This window comes from Deefgea piscis (assembly GCF_019665785.1).
Taxonomy (GTDB): domain Bacteria; phylum Pseudomonadota; class Gammaproteobacteria; order Burkholderiales; family Chitinibacteraceae; genus Deefgea.
Map to the genome: position 1 here is coordinate 1,426,214 of NZ_CP081149.1, position 17,432 is coordinate 1,443,645.

Consider the following 17,432-nt stretch of genomic DNA (forward strand, 5'->3'; position numbering starts at 1 on the left):
ATCTAGTATCTACAGTACTGATGGCGTGCAGCAATCTGCGGCGATAGGGGACTTGCGGGGAGTGCAGCAAGAATATGACAATGCTTTGTTTTTGTGAAAGGTTTGTAAGGACGTGGTGTAATATGCCGATGTGATTTTTTCTGGGCTGTACTGCTGCTTGGGCATGGTTTGCTGATGATTTGATTTTAGTTTTTTTGCACAAGAAGGGCTATCGGTTCAATTTTTGACTCTTGGAAATAAATAATGAAAAAAACAAACGGGATATTTTCTTGCGCCTTATTGGCTCTGTTGTCTGCTTGTGGTGGTGGCGGTGGTGATAGCGTGGCGATAACTACACCGACACCTACGGCGACGCCATTGGCGATCGCAACACCACAGCCTACTGTGGCACCCGTACTTGGTTCTTCGGCAGGCTTATGGACTGGTAAAACGAATGCCAATCGAACGGTGACAACGCTCGTACTCAGCGATGGTACTTTTTATAATATTTATTCGGCGGCAGGTAGCCCCGATTCGATTGCTGGTGTAGTGCAAGGTGGTAGTACTTCAAAAAATGGGGTATTCCAATCTAGCAATGCCAAAGATTTTAATCTTGAGGGGTCAGGGGTTCTGGCGGTGACGGTTTCTGCCAATTATGTGGATAAGAAAAACTTAAATGGTTCGATTAGCTATACCGATCCTCGTTATATGGGTTCTAGCTTCGTGAGTCAGTACGATGCTGATTTTGAGAATAAGCCAGTGTTGAGCCAAATTGTAAGCGGTTTCTCAGGCTGGGTTGCGACGTCTGCAGGTACTGAGAATGCCACGATGAATATTTCAGCTTCGGGTGTGATTAGTGGCCGCGGTACATCGGGTTGCACAATCACTGGAACGGTCATACCACGTCTTGATAGCAATGCTTATGACACGGCAATTAAATTTGGTAGCAGCCCTTGTGCATTTGCGAATCAAACATTCAAAGGGGTGAGCTATTTCAATGCAAAAAATAATCGCCTGTATGCGCTGACTCTGAACACTGCACGTGATGATGGCCTTATTTTTGTCGGTAATAAGTTTTAATTCTGACTTGCTGTGAGCTACTTGCAGCCCAGTACGGTATGGCGCGTGATCGCTAAAAATATTACGCACCATACCGCAGTCATGTAATCAACCATCGCACACCACGCTGAATCCCTAAGCCGATTGGCGTATTGCCACTTCGCGTCGAATACCCTCTACTGGGGTATTTAATTGCAAGGCTTTATTTGCAATGTGTATCGGTTAATACAGCATCAAAAAAATACTGACTAGCATGTGCAAACCTTTTGCACATGCTGCGATTGGGTATGTATTAAATTGCAGGGTCGTCTGCGAGGAGATCAATCACAATACATCCACGCTTTTGACCAATGGCACACGAGTTGAAACGGCGTTGAGGGCGATGAGGTGGATCATCTCGCTGACGGTGGTGCAGCAATCGGCCAGAATCGAGACGGTGTATTTTTCTGCTGCTTTCGAGATCGCGGTATGTGTCACGCAATTTTGCGTCATCATGCCGCAGACGAGTAGTTCGGTGACGCCAAGCTTCTGCAAAGTGGCTTCTAGATCGGTGTGGTGAAAACTATCGGCGTAGGCTTTGATGACCACTGGTGCATCTGGGGCTGCTGCGAGAATGCTTGGATGTATCTCTGCGCCAACACTGCCTTTGTTGAAGAAGGGGGCAATACCCAAGCTTGGGTCGGCAATGTGCTGAATATGAATGATGTGTGTGCCAACTGCTGTTGCCTTGGCGATGGCTTGCTCAATATTGAGCAAGGTTGCGTCGGTATTCCATAGCGGGAATGCGCCGCCAGGAAAGTAATCGTTTTGTAAATCAATCACTAATAATGCACGTTGTGTTGGCTGGGTCATCATGGGGCTCCGATCAAAGTGATAGAGCATTCATTATCGGTCGAGTGATCTCGTAAATACAGTGGCCTAATTGACAAAATACGCTAAGATTGGGCCAATACCTTGTCATGAATTGCTGCTATGCCCAACACTTCACGTCCCATCGTCGCCATCGTCGCGTTTGATCAAATTAGCCCGTTTCATTTGTCGGTACCTTGCGTGGTGTTTGGCGAAAATCATCCCGGCGCACCGCGTTTTGACTTGCGGGTTTGCGCCTTTGAAAAACTGCCCTTGCGCACCTCGGCGGGTTTTACCGTGGGTGATATGCACGATTTATCGGTTCTGGATCTCGCCGAGATGATTATTATCCCTAGTTGGCGTAATCCGGCAGAAAAACCACCGCAGGTTTTACTCGATGCGCTAAAAACGGCGGCAGATCGTGGTGCGCATTTGGTGGGTTTATGTTTGGGGGCTTATGTGTTGGCTGAGGCAGGGCTGCTTGACGGTCGACAAGCGACGACGCATTGGGCGTTTGCCGAAGACTTTGCCCAGCGCTTTCCTTCTGTAAAGCTCGATGCCGATGTGTTGTATCTCGATGATGGAAAAATCCATACTTCGGCGGGTACGGCCGCGGGACTTGATTGTTGTTTGCACTTGCTGCGTAGCCAATACGGCGTCAGTGCTGCGAACGCCGTTGCTCGTCGGCTGGTGGTGCCGCCGCACCGACAAGGCGGGCAAAGTCAGTACATCCAGCAACCGCTGCCTAGCACAGCGCGTGATTCGCGGCTGGCCGAGTTGATTACATGGGTTCGGCAGAATTTGGCACTTCCGCATACGCTCGATAGCCTCGCCGACAAAGCGCTGATGAGCCGCCGTACTTTCACTCGGCATTTTCGCCTATTGTGTGGGCTTACTGTGGGTAAGTGGCTGATTAATGAGCGGCTGGCGATGACGCAAGATTTATTGGAAAGCAGTGAATTAAATATCGAGCAAATCAGCGCACAAGTCGGCTTTGGTTCACCGGTATCAATGCGTCATCATTTCAAGCAAAATTTTGGTGTGTCGCCACAAGCATGGCGGCAAACATTCCGAGGTGATATAGCCCAAGAAGGCGAGTGATTTCACAATACCGCCGCGCGCAATGGCGGCGGTTTGCTTGCTCACTGCCGCGCTTAGGGGGTAATCGCTGAATGCTTGTGCTGCATGCCGATGCCTCGCTCGAAGCGGTACGGTCTTGATCGTTTTGTTTAGTCATCAGCCCGCGCTGTGGTGGCTTGGACTTGGGTATCATGGTTGGGAGCGACGCGGTGAGGTTTGGCTTGCTGCGTTGGTGGGTGATTTGGAGAAGATGATGGAAAAATTTGCTGAGATTCAAGCCCGCGCGATGGCGCGCAAAGGTGGGGCGCAGGCTTTGCAGGATTTGTTGCCCAAGGTGGCGAGCGAGGCGCAGTTTTTGGCGCTGCCAGATGATCGGGTGTTGGCGATGATGTGCCGCACGATTAACCAAGCGGGTTTTAATTGGGCGGTGATCAATAACAAATGGCCGCAGTTTGAGGCGGCTTTTTTTGGTTTTGATGTCGATCGTTTGGCGATGCTGTCTGCCGAGCAATGGGAGGCGTATTGCAATGATCCTCGCGTGGTGCGGCATTGGCCGCGGATTAAGGCCTTGATGGAAAATGTCAGCTTTGTGCGGGCGTATAGCCATGAATACGGCAGTTTTGCGCGGTTTTTAAATACTTTTCCAGCGTCGAGGCAGATCGACTTGATGGCGGTGTTAAAAAAACGCGGCAGCCGCTTGGGGGGTAATACCGGGCAATGGTTTTTGCGCTATGTCGGCAAAGATGGTTTTGTATTAAGCCAAGATGTGGTGCTGGCGTTACAACAGGCGGGTTTGGATATTCCGGCTCAGCCGAGCTCAAAGCGCGATTTAGAGCGGATTCAGCTGGCGTTTAATACTTGGGCGGATGAGACCGGTTTGAGTTACACCCATCTGGGCAAAATTGCGGCTTATTCGGTGGGTAATAATTACGCGCCGCAGCAGATCGATCACAGCGTGAGTAAGTTTAATGCGATGATCGATTGAGTGGCGACAGTGGCTTGGCCGCTTGCCGCGTTGAGGCTGTTGATTGAAGGAAACGACGAATGAAAAAATACCAACGCTTAGGTGCATGCCTATTGCTGGCGAGCTTAGTGGCCTGCTCTTTTGGGCAGCAAGATCGTTGTCTTGCTCAAGGTGGCACTGCGGCGGGCAAGCAATGCCAATATGCTGGCGCGCCTGTTGTAAGTAGCACCGTCAATAGCACATCGCAAGCGAGTGCCGTGCAAGCGCGTTCGGTGCTAAAGGTTGTGGGCGCGGATCGGGATGCACACGGCTGTATTGCTTCGGCAGGGTATCAATGGTCGGCGATGTTGGGTGAATGTATTCGCCTGTTTGAGCGCGGGATTCGCTTTGAGCGTTATGACGCCAAGTCGAGCGAGCCGCAGTCTATTTTTGTGGTGTTGTCCCCTGATCGGCAGCAAGCCGAAATCTTTTTTGCCACAAGTGATAAGCCGGCAATCCTGAACGCCCAAAAGGTGCTTGAGGGCGATATCATGCCGACCTTGTATGAAAACAAGACTGAAGGGCTGAGTATTTTGCGCGCCAAAGATCAGTTTTATATTCGTTACCAAGGCCAGCTCATTTATACCGCCAATAGTTTAAATCCTGCTCGCTAGTGCTAATTGCTTGGCGTTATTGGGTTTGGTTTGCTTAGCGGAGTTGCTGCGGTTTGTCAGTAGTTTGGCTTGTTTCTTACATTTAATTAATGATTTGTTTACTCCTTGTTAGTGATTGGCTTTCTGCAGATAAAAAATAGTAAATTGTTGTGGTTTATTTCAAATAAAAGACGTTTTTACCGCTAGACTGTCGACCCCCTTCGAATTTAAGGCGGCTGTATGCTGCGCTTGAGGGGGTGTCACTTTGAGAGAGGAATGGAATGAATCATTTGCTGCGCTATATAAAGCATGGAAGTTTAGTGGGCCAGATTATGCTGGGTCTGGCGGCAGGTATTTTATTGACCTTGATTGCGCCCGACGCGGCAAAATCGGTGGGTTTGCTAGGTAATTTATTTATCAGTGCGCTAAAAGCAGTAGCACCGATTTTGGTGTTTGTGTTGGTGGCGGCATCGATTGCTAATCATAAACAAGGCCAGCCTACGCATATTCGACCGATTTTAGTACTGTATTTATTGGGTACGTTTTCGGCGGCTTTGGTTGCGGTGATGATGAGTTTTGCTTTTCCAACTGCGCTTACCTTGGTGGCGAAAACCGGCGAATTAGCCCCGCCCGGTGGCATTGGTGAAGTCATCAAAAGCTTGATGTTTAATGTGGTAGACAATCCAATTAATGCCTTATTAAAAGCTAATTTTATTGGTATTTTGGCGTGGGCGATTGCGCTGGGGATTGCGTTAAGACATGCTTCTGAAAGCACTAAATTGGTGGTGCACGATTTAAGCTATGGCATTACGTTTATTGTGCGTTTGATTATTCGCTTTGCGCCCTTGGGTATTTTTGGTTTAGTTGCCGCCACGTTGGCCGAAACCGGTTTGAGTACGCTTTGGAGCTATGCGCAATTGTTGGCGGTGCTATTGGGCAGTATGTTGCTGGTGGCTTTGGTGCTCAATCCTTTGATTGTGTTTTGGAAAATCCGCAAAAACCCATTCCCTTTGGTGTTTACTTGCTTACGCGAAAGCGGGATTACGGCGTTTTTTACCCGTAGTTCAGCTGCGAATATTCCAGTGAATATGGCCTTGTGTGAAAAGCTAGGCCTGCATGAAGACACATATTCGGTATCGATTCCTTTAGGCGCGACCATCAATATGGCCGGTGCGGCCATTACGATTACGGTGCTGACTTTGGCGGCAGTGAATACGCTAGGCATTGTGGTTGATGTGCCAACCGCCTTGCTATTGAGCGTAGTGGCGGCGATTTGTGCGTGTGGTGCCTCGGGTGTGGCAGGTGGTTCGTTGTTATTGATTCCATTGGCGTGTAGCTTGTTTGGGATTTCGAATGATGTGGCGATGCAAGTGGTCGCGGTCGGCTTTATTATTGGCGTATTGCAAGATTCGGCGGAAACGGCATTAAATTCGTCGACCGATGTGTTGTTCACCGCTGCGGCGTGTCAGGCAGAAGAAAATAATAAATAAATTGATTTGAAGATTTGCTGCAGCAGTGATGCTGCTGGTGATTTAAGGGTATATCGATGTAGTGCTTTATTCATAAGCGCTGCGTTGATATACCCTTTTTTATTTGGCTAAGATCGATTGCGCATCAAAATCATGTTGGCTGGCCAAGCTGCAAATGCGCTAGCACCCATGCCGCATCGTCTAGCGGTAAATCATGCCCTGCGCTGGGGTGGATATAGAGCGGGATTTGCCAGCGCTGTGCTAGCGTTTGGCTGCATTGTGCGCTAACTAGCTGATCGCACTGGCTGGCTAGCAATTGCAGCGGAACAGCGGGGCAATCGAGATGGCTGCGGTAGCGCAGGGCAGCCAATAATTGCCGCAAAATATTACAGCGGCGAATCGGATATTGCTGTTGATACGCGATCCATTGCGGCAAGAGCTCAGCTTGGGATTGATTGCTGGTGAGTTGCAAAACGATTTGTTCTTGTTGCGCGGCAGAGCTGAAAAGCAGGCGTAGCAGTTGCGGATAATTGCGTGGCCTTAGGCGTTGGTAAAACGGATTAAAGGGGCGCAAGCTGGTATTGATGAGCGTCGCACTGGCCAATTCATTGGGTGCTTGCTGCGCCCAAGCAATGGCCACCATCGCGCCGAGCGAGAGCGCCAGCACATGGTAGGGCGCGTGATGACCTTGCGCGAGCAAGGTGTGCCGCAGATATTGCACCATGTCCTCGATGCGGTTTGGGCTGGTTTCTGCATTGAGCTGACCATTGCCCGGCCAGTCGAGCACGATGATGCGATCTTGCGGATATTGCTGCTGTAATTGCTGCGCAAAATCCCCCCAATGCCGTATTTCGCGCATCAAGCCGCGTAATAACACCCAGTTTCTCATGGCCTATCCTGCCGATACCATTGCTCGATGGCGGCGTGTTGGCAATCCATGCGCTGGATTGATTGCGGCAACCAACTGCGGTAATCGTGTGTGGCGCGAATCAGAAATTCAAGTAGCGGCCAATGGCGCCGCAATACGCGTCGCTGGCGATGCGCGACAAGGGGGTTAAAGAACCCTGCGATAGAAAACAACTGCCGTGGGTTTTTTTTAATCCAAAGCCAAGAGCCAAGCTCGAGCGTGAGCGGTAAAAAAATACGCGCATGAGGGGATTGGCGGGTGCTTTGTAATGCAGGGGCTGGGGCGAGGGTGTGTAATAAATAATCCCAGACATCGCCGTGGGTACAGTACTGCCGCGCTTGCGGCTCAATCACATAGGGGTGGTGCGGATAGCATTGGTTTAAGAGCTGTTGTAAGGCGTAGATTTCGGCCAATTGCGGCATGGGTTGGCGCGTAGCGGCGTAGGGAAACCAGATTCGATCTCGTAGCCCAAAGCCTGAATGGCAATCGAGTGCAATACTCAGCGGGCTAGTTAGCAATTGCGCTTGGACTACTGCGCAAAGCGCTTGGTTTTCGTCTTCCATTGCCGCGCCCGCTAGCCCACGAAACCAAGGTAAATGGCGGCTGATGCGATGGCCGCCGACTAAAAACGCCGCTGGATCATCGGCATCCATCGGGGCATTACGCATTAAGTCAACGCCATTGCCATTGGCACGGCGGCCCAGCGCCATGCCGATAGGATTGACGATAGGCATAAACACGATGCGTAGCGATTCAAGCTGATATTGCAGACTGCGATCCCATTTGAGCCTTTGCAAAAGGCTGTGCAAAAAGGCGATTAAAATCTGGCTGCCTATGCGCTCTAAGCCATGCACCCCGCCAAAAAAACCAATCACCGGCGCGGCCGGATCTTGTGAGCCCAGTTGCAAACTATATAGTGGGAATGAATGCTGCTGATACGTCACGCTGCCGTGTTGCTGAGTGCGTAGCTGGGGGGCGGCGCTGGCAATGATTTTTTCGAGTGCGGCAAGTTCAGCAAGGTACAAAATGAAGTCTCAGTGGGCAAGAGAATAAACTGAGTGTAGTGCCTGATGAAAAAAACACACGGTATATCAAGCCAGCATAGATGCGATATGGGCTGGATAAATATACTTGTCATTTAAATTTCATATTTCCGCCGCAACGCAAGGTTGGCATGGTGAAAAAAATGGAACACTTAAGGATTAAGTGGCCATTGCAAAATCGTGGCTTTGAGCGTTTTGGCATCCGTCATCCCGCCCATCATTTTGCTGCCGATGAGTAAGCTTGGCGTGGCAAATACCCGCAATTGCTGCCCGAGCTGGACGCTGGCTTTGAGTGCTACAGGTTCGGCTAAACCCAGTAAATGCTGGGTTTGGGTGCGCTGCGCGATGTCGTTGATGGCTTGTTGCGTAATGGGAATGGGCGATTGCATTAAGGCTTGATGGACTTGCCAATATTGCTGGCGCGCCGATTGCCAAACCTGCAGCGCATAGTTGGCGGCGCTGGTGCTGCTATCGTCCATCATGGTTTGCCATTTTAAAACGAAGCGTGCCTTGGGCCATTCTTTGGTCACTTGCTGCAGTAGGGCATCCATTTTGCGGCAGTAGGGGCAATTAAAATCAGTAAACACCAAAACCGTACGTGGCGCAGTGGTTGCGCCAATCACCGGATCGGCGGCGTTAAAGTAGATTGCTGGGTCTTGCTCGATGGCCATTTGGCGTACTTTTGCTAAAAAAATAACGCGGCGTCGATTGGCTTCAGCCTGCATCTCTTGTAGGGATGATTGAGCCCAAACCGTGCTCGGTAATGTGGTGAGTAAAGCTAAAAAAGTGCGGCGCTGCATAAACCCTTCGAGCGATTCAAGATCGATAACAAAACTAAATACACTTGATTTTAACGCGTTGAGCACGCCAAAAGTGCGGTTTGCCAGATCAATTTGCAGCGTGCACAGGCCGGCCAACGCATGCCGCCTTTTGTCCTCTCGCTCTCGCCGTCGCGCCAGCGAATTAATAAAGCAAATACCACAAACGCGGCTGGTAAACCAAGCGTCAACAGACCCTAGCAATAAAGAGGTAGTTTGCATTATTTACGATGTTATTTTTACAGATAATGCTTAGCATTTGTTTGTGCGTTGTAAGTTTTATTGTTTTTATTTTGGTTTTTTTCTTACTTGTTTCTTTTGTTTGTGCTTTAAATGCGGCGTAGCGATCACCATTGGTCTAGCTAAATTACATCGTGCGCTTGAAATGAAAGGAAATGCGAGCTACTGATGAGTCTGGGCATCATTCGCTAGCTGACGAAAATCAAATCGAAAAAGGGGAGAAAAATGGCAAAAGCGGGACTATTGCAACGGTGGGAGCCTGAAAATCCAGTTTTTTGGCAATCAGAAGGCCAATCAATCGCTAAGCGTAATCTTTGGATTTCTATTCCATGCTTGACCTTGGGTTTTATTATCTCGGTGTTATGGAGCATGGTCACACTTGATCTGCCCAACGCGGGATTTACCTTTACCAAAGAACAACTCTTTTTATTGACCGCTTTGCCGCAATTATCCGGCGCCACACTGCGTATTTTTTATTCATTTATGCCGTCCTTAGTCGGAGGGCGCAAATGGACCACGATTTCAACGGGCTTGCTGCTGGTTCCGGCCTTATGGCTTGGTTTTGCTGTTCAAGATCCGACTACTTCTTATCCTGTCATGCTCACGATTGCCTTGCTGTGTGGTTTAGGTAGCGGCAATTTCGCCAGCTCGATGGCCAATATTGCGTATTTTTTTCCAACGGCACAAAAAGGCTCAGCCAATGGCTTGAATGCCGGTTTTGGTAATTTGGGCGTGTCTCTGGCGCAATTATTAATTCCTTTGGCGGTGACTTTGCCTTTGATGGGCGTTTTTGGCGGCGAAGCGCAAACCTACTTAAAAGACGGGGTGTCGCATCAATTGTGGCTTCAAAATGCCGGGTTTATGTGGGTGCCTTTGATTGCGATTGCGACGATAGCCGCATGGTTTGGTATGAATGATATTGCTGATGCTCGCGCTTCATTTGCAGAGCAGGCGGTGATTTTTAAACGGCAACATAATTGGATTATGTGCGTTTTGTATTTAGGCACCTTTGGTAGCTTTATTGGTTTTGCGGGTGCTTTTGCATTGTTGACCAAGACAATGTTTCCTGAGATTAGCGTTAAAACCTATGCATTTTTAGGTCCTTTAATTGGCGCTTTAATTCGTCCTGTTGGCGGCGCGATTTCCGATAAATTAGGTGGCGCTAAAGTGACTGCAGCAGTGTTTTTCGGCATGGTGATTGCTGTTCTAGGGGTGCTGTATTTCTTGCCAACACACGATGCGGCTGGGCAATTGGTCGGTGGTAGTTGGACTGGTTTTTTTGCGATGTTCTTGTGTTTGTTTACGTTGACCGGCATCGGCAATGGCTCAACTTACAAAATGATTCCAACTATTTTTGCCACGGTATGCCGACGTGAAGCGCAAGGCAAAGGCGATGCGGCTATTGAGCAATCTAGATTAGATGGCTTAAAAGAATCTGCGGCAGCGGCTGGTTTTATTAGTGCGATTGGCGCTTATGGCGGTTTTTTTATTCCGCAAAGCTTTGGGCTTTCGATGAAAAACACCGGTGGCCCCGAAGTCGCACTGTATTGTTTTATCGTGTTTTATGCGCTGTGCTTGTCCATTACTTGGTTTTTCTATGCACGAAAAAATGCGCCGTTACCCTGTTAATTCGCTCTATTGATCAAAAGGCAAGCTGTTAACGGTTGCCGAGAATTAAGGTGTTTAGCTCAAGCGAAAGCACCTATCACATACTGACAGCTGCATGTTGGAGGGTCCATGAGTAATTTTTTAGATCGTTTAAAATTCTTAAGTCGTACTCGAGAAACTTTTGCTGATGGCTATGGCGCAGTCGTTGTTGAAGATCGTCAATGGGAGGACGCTTATCGTGCCCGTTGGCAGCAAGACAAGGTCGTGCGCTCTACTCATGGGGTGAATTGCACGGGTTCCTGTAGCTGGCGAGTATATGTAAAAAATGGCTTGATTACGTGGGAGCTGCAACAAACCGATTACCCACGTACTCGCCCAGACCTACCCAACCATGAGCCTCGAGGCTGTCCACGTGGTGCTTCATATTCTTGGTATGTGTATTCAGCTCAGCGCCTGAAATATCCGATGATTCGCGGCCGGTTGGTCAGTATGTGGCGTGAAGCACGTAAAACCATGTCGCCCATCGCGGCTTGGGAATACATAAGCCAAAACCCTGAGCGAGCCAAAGCGTATAAATCAATCCGTGGTTTAGGTGGTTTTGTTCGCGCATCTTGGGATGAGGCAACTGAAATTATCGCCGCATCACAAACTTATACCATTAAAGAATTTGGCCCGGATCGGGTGGTCGGCTTTTCGCCGATTCCAGCTATGTCGATGGTGTCGTATGCCGCAGGTAGTCGTTACTTGAGTTTGATCGGTGGTGTCTGTTTATCTTTTTATGATTGGTATTGTGATCTACCTCCAGCCAGCCCGCAGGTGTGGGGCGAGCAAACTGATGTGCCAGAGTCGGCCGATTGGTATAACTCGACCTATTTAATGGTATGGGGCTCTAACGTGCCAATGACCCGCACGCCGGATGCGCATTTTTATACCGAGGTGCGCTACAAAGGGACTAAAACGGTTGCTGTTTCAAGTGATTTTGGTGAAATGGCCAAATTTGGCGATATTTGGTTAGCCCCTAAGCAAGGTACTGATGCCGCCCTCGCAATGGCGATGGGGCATGTGATTTTGAATGAATTTCACAAAACAGGTAAGAGTGCATACTTTAAATCTTACGGCAAGCAATATACCGACTTCCCAATGCTGGTGATGCTTAAAGATCATGGTCAAGGATTGGTCGGTGATCATTATCTTCGGGCGTCGCACTTGTCTGAGCATGAAAGTAGCAATAATCCAGATTGGAAAACGCTACTGATTGATGAAAACACCGGTCAGATTGTCATTCCAAATGGCGCAATTGGTTTGCGTTGGGGCGAGACAGGAGATCAAATTGGCAAATGGAATCTCGAGTTAAAAGCTACATCAGGCCAAGAGATTGATCCATTGCTCTCGCTGAAAGATAAAGCCGATGAAATCGTTAGCGTTGGTTTCCCATATTTTGGCAGCGAGCATGGCGAAGTTTTGCAAAGGAATGTGCCGGTTAAACGTGTCACTTTAAAAAACGGTAGCAGTGTTTTAGTGGCAACGGTGTATGACTTAATGCTGGCCAATTACGGGGTGGATAATGGCCATGGCGGTGAAAATGTCGCTATCTCTTACAATATGGATATTCCATATACGCCCAAATGGCAGGAAAAACATACCGGTGTTAAGGCCATTGATGTAGAAATTGTAGCGCGTGAATTTGCCGATAATGCCGATAAAACCCAAGGCAAGAGTATGGTGATTGTCGGTGCCGCGCTCAATCACTGGTATCACATGGATATGACGTATCGCGGCATTATCAATTTATTGATGATGTGTGGTTGCATCGGTCAAAGTGGTGGTGGCTGGGCACATTATGTTGGGCAAGAAAAACTACGCCCACAACAAGGCTGGGCGCCACTGGCGTTTGCAGCGGATTGGTCTCGTCCACCTCGGCAAATGAATGGCACGAGTTTCTTTTATGCGCATACCAGCCAATGGCGGCATGAAAAACTGGCGGTTGATGAAATCGTGAGCCCCACAACGACTAAATCTGCGTTTGATGGGATGTCGTTGATTGACTTTAATGCTAAATCTGAACGTATGGGTTGGCTGCCTTCTGCGCCGCAATTAGAAACCAATCCTTTTGAAGTCACTCGCGCAGCCCAAGAGGTAGGGCAAGATCCGGTGGCTTATGCCGTGGAAAATATGAAGTCTGGCGCATTAAAAATGTCGTGTGATGACCCAGATAATCCACGTAATTTCCCCCGTAATATGATGGTTTGGCGCTCGAATATTTTGGGCTCATCCGGTAAGGGGCATGAATATTTTCTTAAGTACTTATTGGGTACACAAAACGCTTTATTCGATGATGAAGCGACAGGAATTAAACCATCTGAAGTCAAAATTCGACCTGCAGTGGAAGGCAAACTCGATTTATTGACGGTGCTTGATTTTAGAATGAGCACGACGTGTTTATACGCCGATATCGTGCTGCCAACGGCAACATGGTATGAAAAAGACGATATGAATACGTCAGATATGCATCCCTTTATTCATCCACTTTCAGAGGCGGTGCAGCCGCTTTGGCAGGCAAAAAGTGACTGGGAAATATACAAATTACTCGCCAAACGCTTTACCGAAATGGCAGGGCCTGAGCTGGGAATACAAAAAGATTTGGTGCTTACTCCGCTGATGCACGATACCCCGAGTGAATTGGGGCAGGCATTTGCACCTAAAGATTGGAAGCATGGGGAGTGCGATTTAATCCCGGGTAAAACCGCACCACAAATGACGGTGGTTGAGCGCGATTACTCCCGAATTTATGAAAAATTCACGACGATTGGCCCCTTATTAAGCAAATTAGGCAATGGCGGTAAGGGTATTGCTTGGCAAACAGGAACAGAAGTTGAGCAACTTTTGCAGCTTAATGGCAAAGCCGAGAATGGGCAGCCCAAATTAGAAACTGCCATCGATGCCGCTGAGATGATCTTGAGCCTAGCGCCCGAAACCAATGGCCATGTTGCTGTAAAAGCTTGGGCTGCATTAGGCAAAATTACTGGGCGAGATCACACTCATTTGGCTGTGCCGCGTGAGCACGATGCGATTCGTTTCCGTGATATTCAGGCGCAACCGCGAAAAATCATTTCAAGTCCAACATGGTCAGGGATTGAATCCGAAGAAGTCAGCTACAACGCAGGTTACACCAATGTGCATGAGTTAATCCCATGGCGCACGCTGACCGGCCGGCAGCAATTTTATCAAGATCATCGTTGGATGATTGATTTTGGTGAAGGGTTTGCGGTGTATAAGCCGGCGATTGATTTAAAAACGACTGCGGGTATTTTGGGTAAAAAACCCAATGGCGAAACTGAAATTACGCTTAATTTCATCACGCCACACCAAAAATGGGGGATTCATTCATCGTATTCCGATAATTTGCGGATGCTCACATTAAGTCGTGGTGGCCCGCATATTTGGTTGTCCGAAGGCGATGCCAAGCGCGCGGGGATTGTTGATAACGATTGGCTCGAAGTCTTTAACGTTAACGGCACATTAACCGCAAGAGCTGTCGTTAGCCAACGCGTGCCAGATGGCATGACGATGATGTATCACGCGCAAGAAAAAATCATCAATGTGCCTGGCGCTGAAATGTCGGGCAAGCGTGGTGGTATTCATAATTCGGTGACGCGGGTGGTGATGAAACCAACGCATATGATTGGTGGCTATGCTCAATTGGCGTATGGCTTTAATTACTACGGCACCGTGGGGAGTAATCGCGATGAATTTGTGATTATTCGTAAAATGAAAAATGTTGATTGGTTAGAACAACCACTCAATAAAGTTGAGGCGTGAGGAGATCGTTATGAAAATTCGTGCTCAAGTAGCGATGGTCCTTAACCTTGACAAATGCATTGGTTGCCATACCTGTTCGATCACTTGCAAGAACGTGTGGACTAGCCGTGATGGTGTCGAGTATGCCTGGTTTAACAATGTAGAAACTAAGCCTGGGATTGGTTACCCCAAAGAATGGGAAAACCAAAGTAAATGGAAGGGTGGCTGGCAGCGCAATGCCAAGGGGCAGCTTGAACCTCGGCAAGGGGGAAAGTTACGGATTTTAGCCAATATTTTTGCCAATCCGAACTTGCCAGAAATTGATGATTATTACGAACCATTTACTTACGATTATGAGCATTTGCAAAATGCGCCAGAGATGCAAACGCCGCCAACGGCTCGCCCGATTTCGGTGTTAACTGGCAAAAAAATGGACAAAATCGAATGGGGTCCGAATTGGGAAGATGATTTGGGGGGTGAGTTTGCCAAACGCAGTAAAGATCAATTGTTTAAAGATATCGAAAAAGAAATGTATTCGACATTTGAAAACACTTTCATCATGTATTTACCGCGCTTGTGTGAGCATTGCTTAAACCCGGCTTGTGTCGCCTCATGTCCATCGGGTTCTATTTATAAACGCGAAGACGATGGCATTGTTTTGGTTGACCAAGATAAATGCCGTGGTTGGCGGATGTGTATTTCGGGTTGCCCTTATAAGAAAATTTATTACAACTGGGATTCAGGTAAAGCGGAGAAATGTACGTTTTGCTACCCTCGGATTGAAAGCGGCCAGCCAACAGTCTGCTCTGAGTCATGTGTTGGTCGGATTCGATATTTAGGTGTTTTGCTTTACGACGCCGATCAAATTGAAGCGGCTGCGAGCGTTGCTAATGAGCAAGATTTGTATGAAGCACAGCTTAAAATCTTCCTCGACCCTAATTTACCTTCGGTGATTGAAGAAGCGCGCAAGCAAGGTATTTCTGATTCGTGGCTCGACGCAGCCAAACGATCGCCAGTGTATAAAATGGCGGTTGAGTGGAAGGTGGCATTTCCATTGCATCCGGAATATCGCACTTTGCCGATGGTATGGTATATCCCGCCATTATCGCCGATTCAAGCGGCAGCTGAGCGTGGCGTTTTGGGTCGCAATGGTATTTTGCCCGATGTGAAAGAGTTGCGAATTCCGGTGAAGTATTTGGCCAATTTACTCACTGCGGGTGACGAAAAACCAGTGTTATCTGCGCTGGATAAAATGCTCGCGATGCGCGCTTATATGCGTAGTAAAACCGTGGATAAAGTCGACAATCTCGAGGTGCTAAAACAAGTTGGGCTAACGCAAGCGCAAGTTGATGACATGTACCAAATCATGGCCATTGCCAATTATGAGGATCGCTTTGTGATTCCATCGAGTCACAAAGAAGTCGTTGAAGATAGCTTTAATGAAAAAGGCAGTTGTGGCTTTACTTTTGGTAATGGCTGCTCGACGGGCGTCTCTTCAGGGACTTTGTTTGGTAAGAAAAAAGAGGGGTCGATAATTTTTGTCGAGATGCCAAAATCACGCAAAAAATCAATTCAAGAAGAATAGGGGGTATCTATGCGAAGCTATCAAATACTATCGGCTTTACTGCAATACCCCGAAAGCGCCTTGCTAGAGGCTTTGCCTGAGATTCATGCAGAGCTACAGCATTGCTCGACTGAGGTCCGCACTTCGCTTACACCGCTTTTGGCTTATTTAGCGCAGCACGACTTGATTGAGCTGCAAGAAAATTATGTTGCAACGTTTGACCGTAATCGAACCTGTAGTTTGCATTTATTTGAGCATGTGTACGGAGAAAGCCGAGAGCGGGGTCCGGCAATGGTGAGCTTGATGCAGGAATATACCAATCACAATTTTTTGGTGGTTGCTGATGAACTGCCTGACTTTTTACCTATGTTTCTCGAGTTTCTGGGGCAAACGGATGAAGCGACTGCCGCTGAATTTTTGGGCGAATCGATTCATGTGATCGCACGGATTGGTGACAAACTTAGCGAAGGGGAGAGCCCCTATCACTGCGTGTTTACAGCTTTACGCAGTCTAACGGATGTTGAACCTTTGCCACTAGCCGAGCCCCCTGTGCGTGATATGGATGAAGTTATGGAGCAGTTTGGTAGTGGGGTGGATGGTATTGAGCCACTGCTCAGCCCGAGTTTGAGTCATCAGGCAACAACGCAAACGATTCAGTTTTATCCACGTACGGCTGCCCCCGTTGGCGCCTCGCAAGGAGTTTGAAGATGGACTACCTTCAATATTTTATTTTTGGTATTTATCCTTATATCGCGCTGACTATTTTTTTATTGGGCTCTTTAGTGCGTTTTGAGCGCGAGCAATACACTTGGCGATCCGAATCAACGCAAATGATTCATCGTGGGCAATTGCGCTTAGGTTCAAACTTATTTCATATCGGGATTATTGGGGTGTTTTTGGGGCATTTGGGCGGCCTACTCACCCCGATGGTGGTGTGGCAAGCCTTGGGGGTGACCCACGAAGCAAAACAAATCTTAGCGATGACAGCTGGGGGGATTTTAGGCGGCTTAGGAATTATTGGCCTGCTGATTTTGCTCTATCGCCGCTTTAGTAATGAGCGCTTGGCAGCGATGATGCCAATGCGAGATAAAGTGGTATTGCTGTGGTTATTAGTGACGTTAGGCTTGGGGTTGTTGACGATTCCTTTGTCGATGGCGCATTTAAACGGCGATATGATGGTGATGTTTATGGAATGGGCACAGCGTATTGTGACCTTTCGTGGTGACGCAGCATCTTTTGTTATTGGTTCTCCTTTGGTGTTTCAGCTGCATATTTTCTTTGGAATGACCTTTTTTATTATTTTTCCGTTTACTCGAATGGTGCATGTCTGGAGTGGTTTTGCCAGTGTGACTTATCTAGGGCGAGCTTGGCAGTTAGTGCGCCCGCGCGCTTAAATTGCACGACAACATGATCACGGCGAAC

14 protein-coding genes are annotated in these 17,432 nt (G+C 48.2%); 10 read left to right on the forward strand and 4 right to left on the reverse strand.

Annotation, left to right across the window (positions count from 1 at the left end; genetic code table 11):
- Window positions 1-243: 243 nt before the first annotated feature.
- Window positions 244-1,059 (forward strand): hypothetical protein, encoded by an 816-nt coding sequence (locus K4H25_RS06630; protein WP_221022551.1) that lies wholly within the window; start codon window positions 244-246, stop codon window positions 1,057-1,059.
- 303 nt (window positions 1,060-1,362) lie between these two features.
- Here K4H25_RS06630 and K4H25_RS06635 read toward each other — a convergent pair whose 3' ends face one another.
- Complete coding sequence (locus K4H25_RS06635; protein WP_255588115.1) at window positions 1,363-1,893, reverse strand: cysteine hydrolase family protein; 531 nt, start codon at window positions 1,891-1,893, stop codon at window positions 1,363-1,365.
- Window positions 1,894-2,010: 117 nt separating this feature from the next.
- Here K4H25_RS06635 and K4H25_RS06640 point away from each other — a divergent pair, with 117 nt between their 5' ends.
- From K4H25_RS06640 to sstT, 4 genes are all read left to right on the forward strand, one after another.
- The gene (locus K4H25_RS06640) at window positions 2,011-2,988 is read left to right on the forward strand and encodes a helix-turn-helix domain-containing protein (RefSeq protein WP_221022552.1); all 978 of its coding nucleotides are present in this window, start codon (window positions 2,011-2,013) and stop codon (window positions 2,986-2,988) included.
- 115 nt (window positions 2,989-3,103) lie between these two features.
- Window positions 3,104-3,952, forward strand: a complete 849-nt coding sequence (locus K4H25_RS06645) for a DNA-3-methyladenine glycosylase I (RefSeq protein ID WP_221022553.1) — start codon at window positions 3,104-3,106, stop codon at window positions 3,950-3,952.
- Window positions 3,953-4,011: 59 nt separating this feature from the next.
- Window positions 4,012-4,584 carry a hypothetical protein gene (locus tag K4H25_RS06650; RefSeq protein WP_221022554.1) on the forward strand — a complete coding sequence of 191 codons (573 nt, stop codon included), beginning with the start codon at window positions 4,012-4,014 and terminating at the stop codon, window positions 4,582-4,584.
- A gap of 260 nt (window positions 4,585-4,844) precedes the next feature.
- Complete coding sequence (gene sstT, locus K4H25_RS06655; RefSeq protein WP_221022555.1) at window positions 4,845-6,053, forward strand: serine/threonine transporter SstT; 1,209 nt, start codon at window positions 4,845-4,847, stop codon at window positions 6,051-6,053.
- Between the two features lie 130 nt (window positions 6,054-6,183).
- Here the strand turns inward: sstT and K4H25_RS06660 are convergent, their stop codons facing one another.
- From K4H25_RS06660 to K4H25_RS06670, 3 genes are all read right to left on the reverse strand, one after another.
- Window positions 6,184-6,921, reverse strand: coding sequence for an alpha/beta fold hydrolase (locus tag K4H25_RS06660; protein ID WP_221022556.1), 738 nt, complete (start codon window positions 6,919-6,921; stop codon window positions 6,184-6,186).
- Window positions 6,918-7,964 (reverse strand): DUF2817 domain-containing protein, encoded by a 1,047-nt coding sequence (locus K4H25_RS06665; RefSeq protein WP_221022557.1) that lies wholly within the window; start codon window positions 7,962-7,964, stop codon window positions 6,918-6,920. The genes K4H25_RS06660 and K4H25_RS06665 overlap by 4 nt, the downstream gene beginning before the upstream one ends.
- Before the next feature lie 170 nt (window positions 7,965-8,134).
- Complete coding sequence (locus K4H25_RS06670; protein ID WP_221022558.1) at window positions 8,135-9,022, reverse strand: thioredoxin domain-containing protein; 888 nt, start codon at window positions 9,020-9,022, stop codon at window positions 8,135-8,137.
- A 243-nt stretch (window positions 9,023-9,265) separates the two neighbouring features.
- Here K4H25_RS06670 and K4H25_RS06675 point away from each other — a divergent pair, with 243 nt between their 5' ends.
- The 5 genes from K4H25_RS06675 (at window position 9,266) to narI (ending at window position 17,404) form a co-directional block, all read left to right on the forward strand.
- Window positions 9,266-10,669 (forward strand): MFS transporter, encoded by a 1,404-nt coding sequence (locus K4H25_RS06675; protein WP_221022559.1) that lies wholly within the window; start codon window positions 9,266-9,268, stop codon window positions 10,667-10,669.
- Between the two features lie 108 nt (window positions 10,670-10,777).
- Window positions 10,778-14,467, forward strand: coding sequence for a nitrate reductase subunit alpha (locus tag K4H25_RS06680; RefSeq protein WP_221022560.1), 3,690 nt, complete (start codon window positions 10,778-10,780; stop codon window positions 14,465-14,467).
- A gap of 10 nt (window positions 14,468-14,477) precedes the next feature.
- On the forward strand, window positions 14,478-16,031 hold the full coding sequence (narH, locus tag K4H25_RS06685) for a nitrate reductase subunit beta (protein WP_221022561.1): 1,554 nt from the start codon (window positions 14,478-14,480) through the stop codon (window positions 16,029-16,031).
- 9 nt (window positions 16,032-16,040) lie between these two features.
- A complete protein-coding gene (narJ, locus tag K4H25_RS06690) occupies window positions 16,041-16,715 on the forward strand; it encodes a nitrate reductase molybdenum cofactor assembly chaperone (protein WP_221022562.1) in 675 nt (224 codons plus the stop codon).
- Between the two features lie 2 nt (window positions 16,716-16,717).
- On the forward strand, window positions 16,718-17,404 hold the full coding sequence (gene narI / locus K4H25_RS06695; protein ID WP_221022563.1) for a respiratory nitrate reductase subunit gamma: 687 nt from the start codon (window positions 16,718-16,720) through the stop codon (window positions 17,402-17,404).
- Window positions 17,405-17,432: the final 28 nt, after the last annotated feature.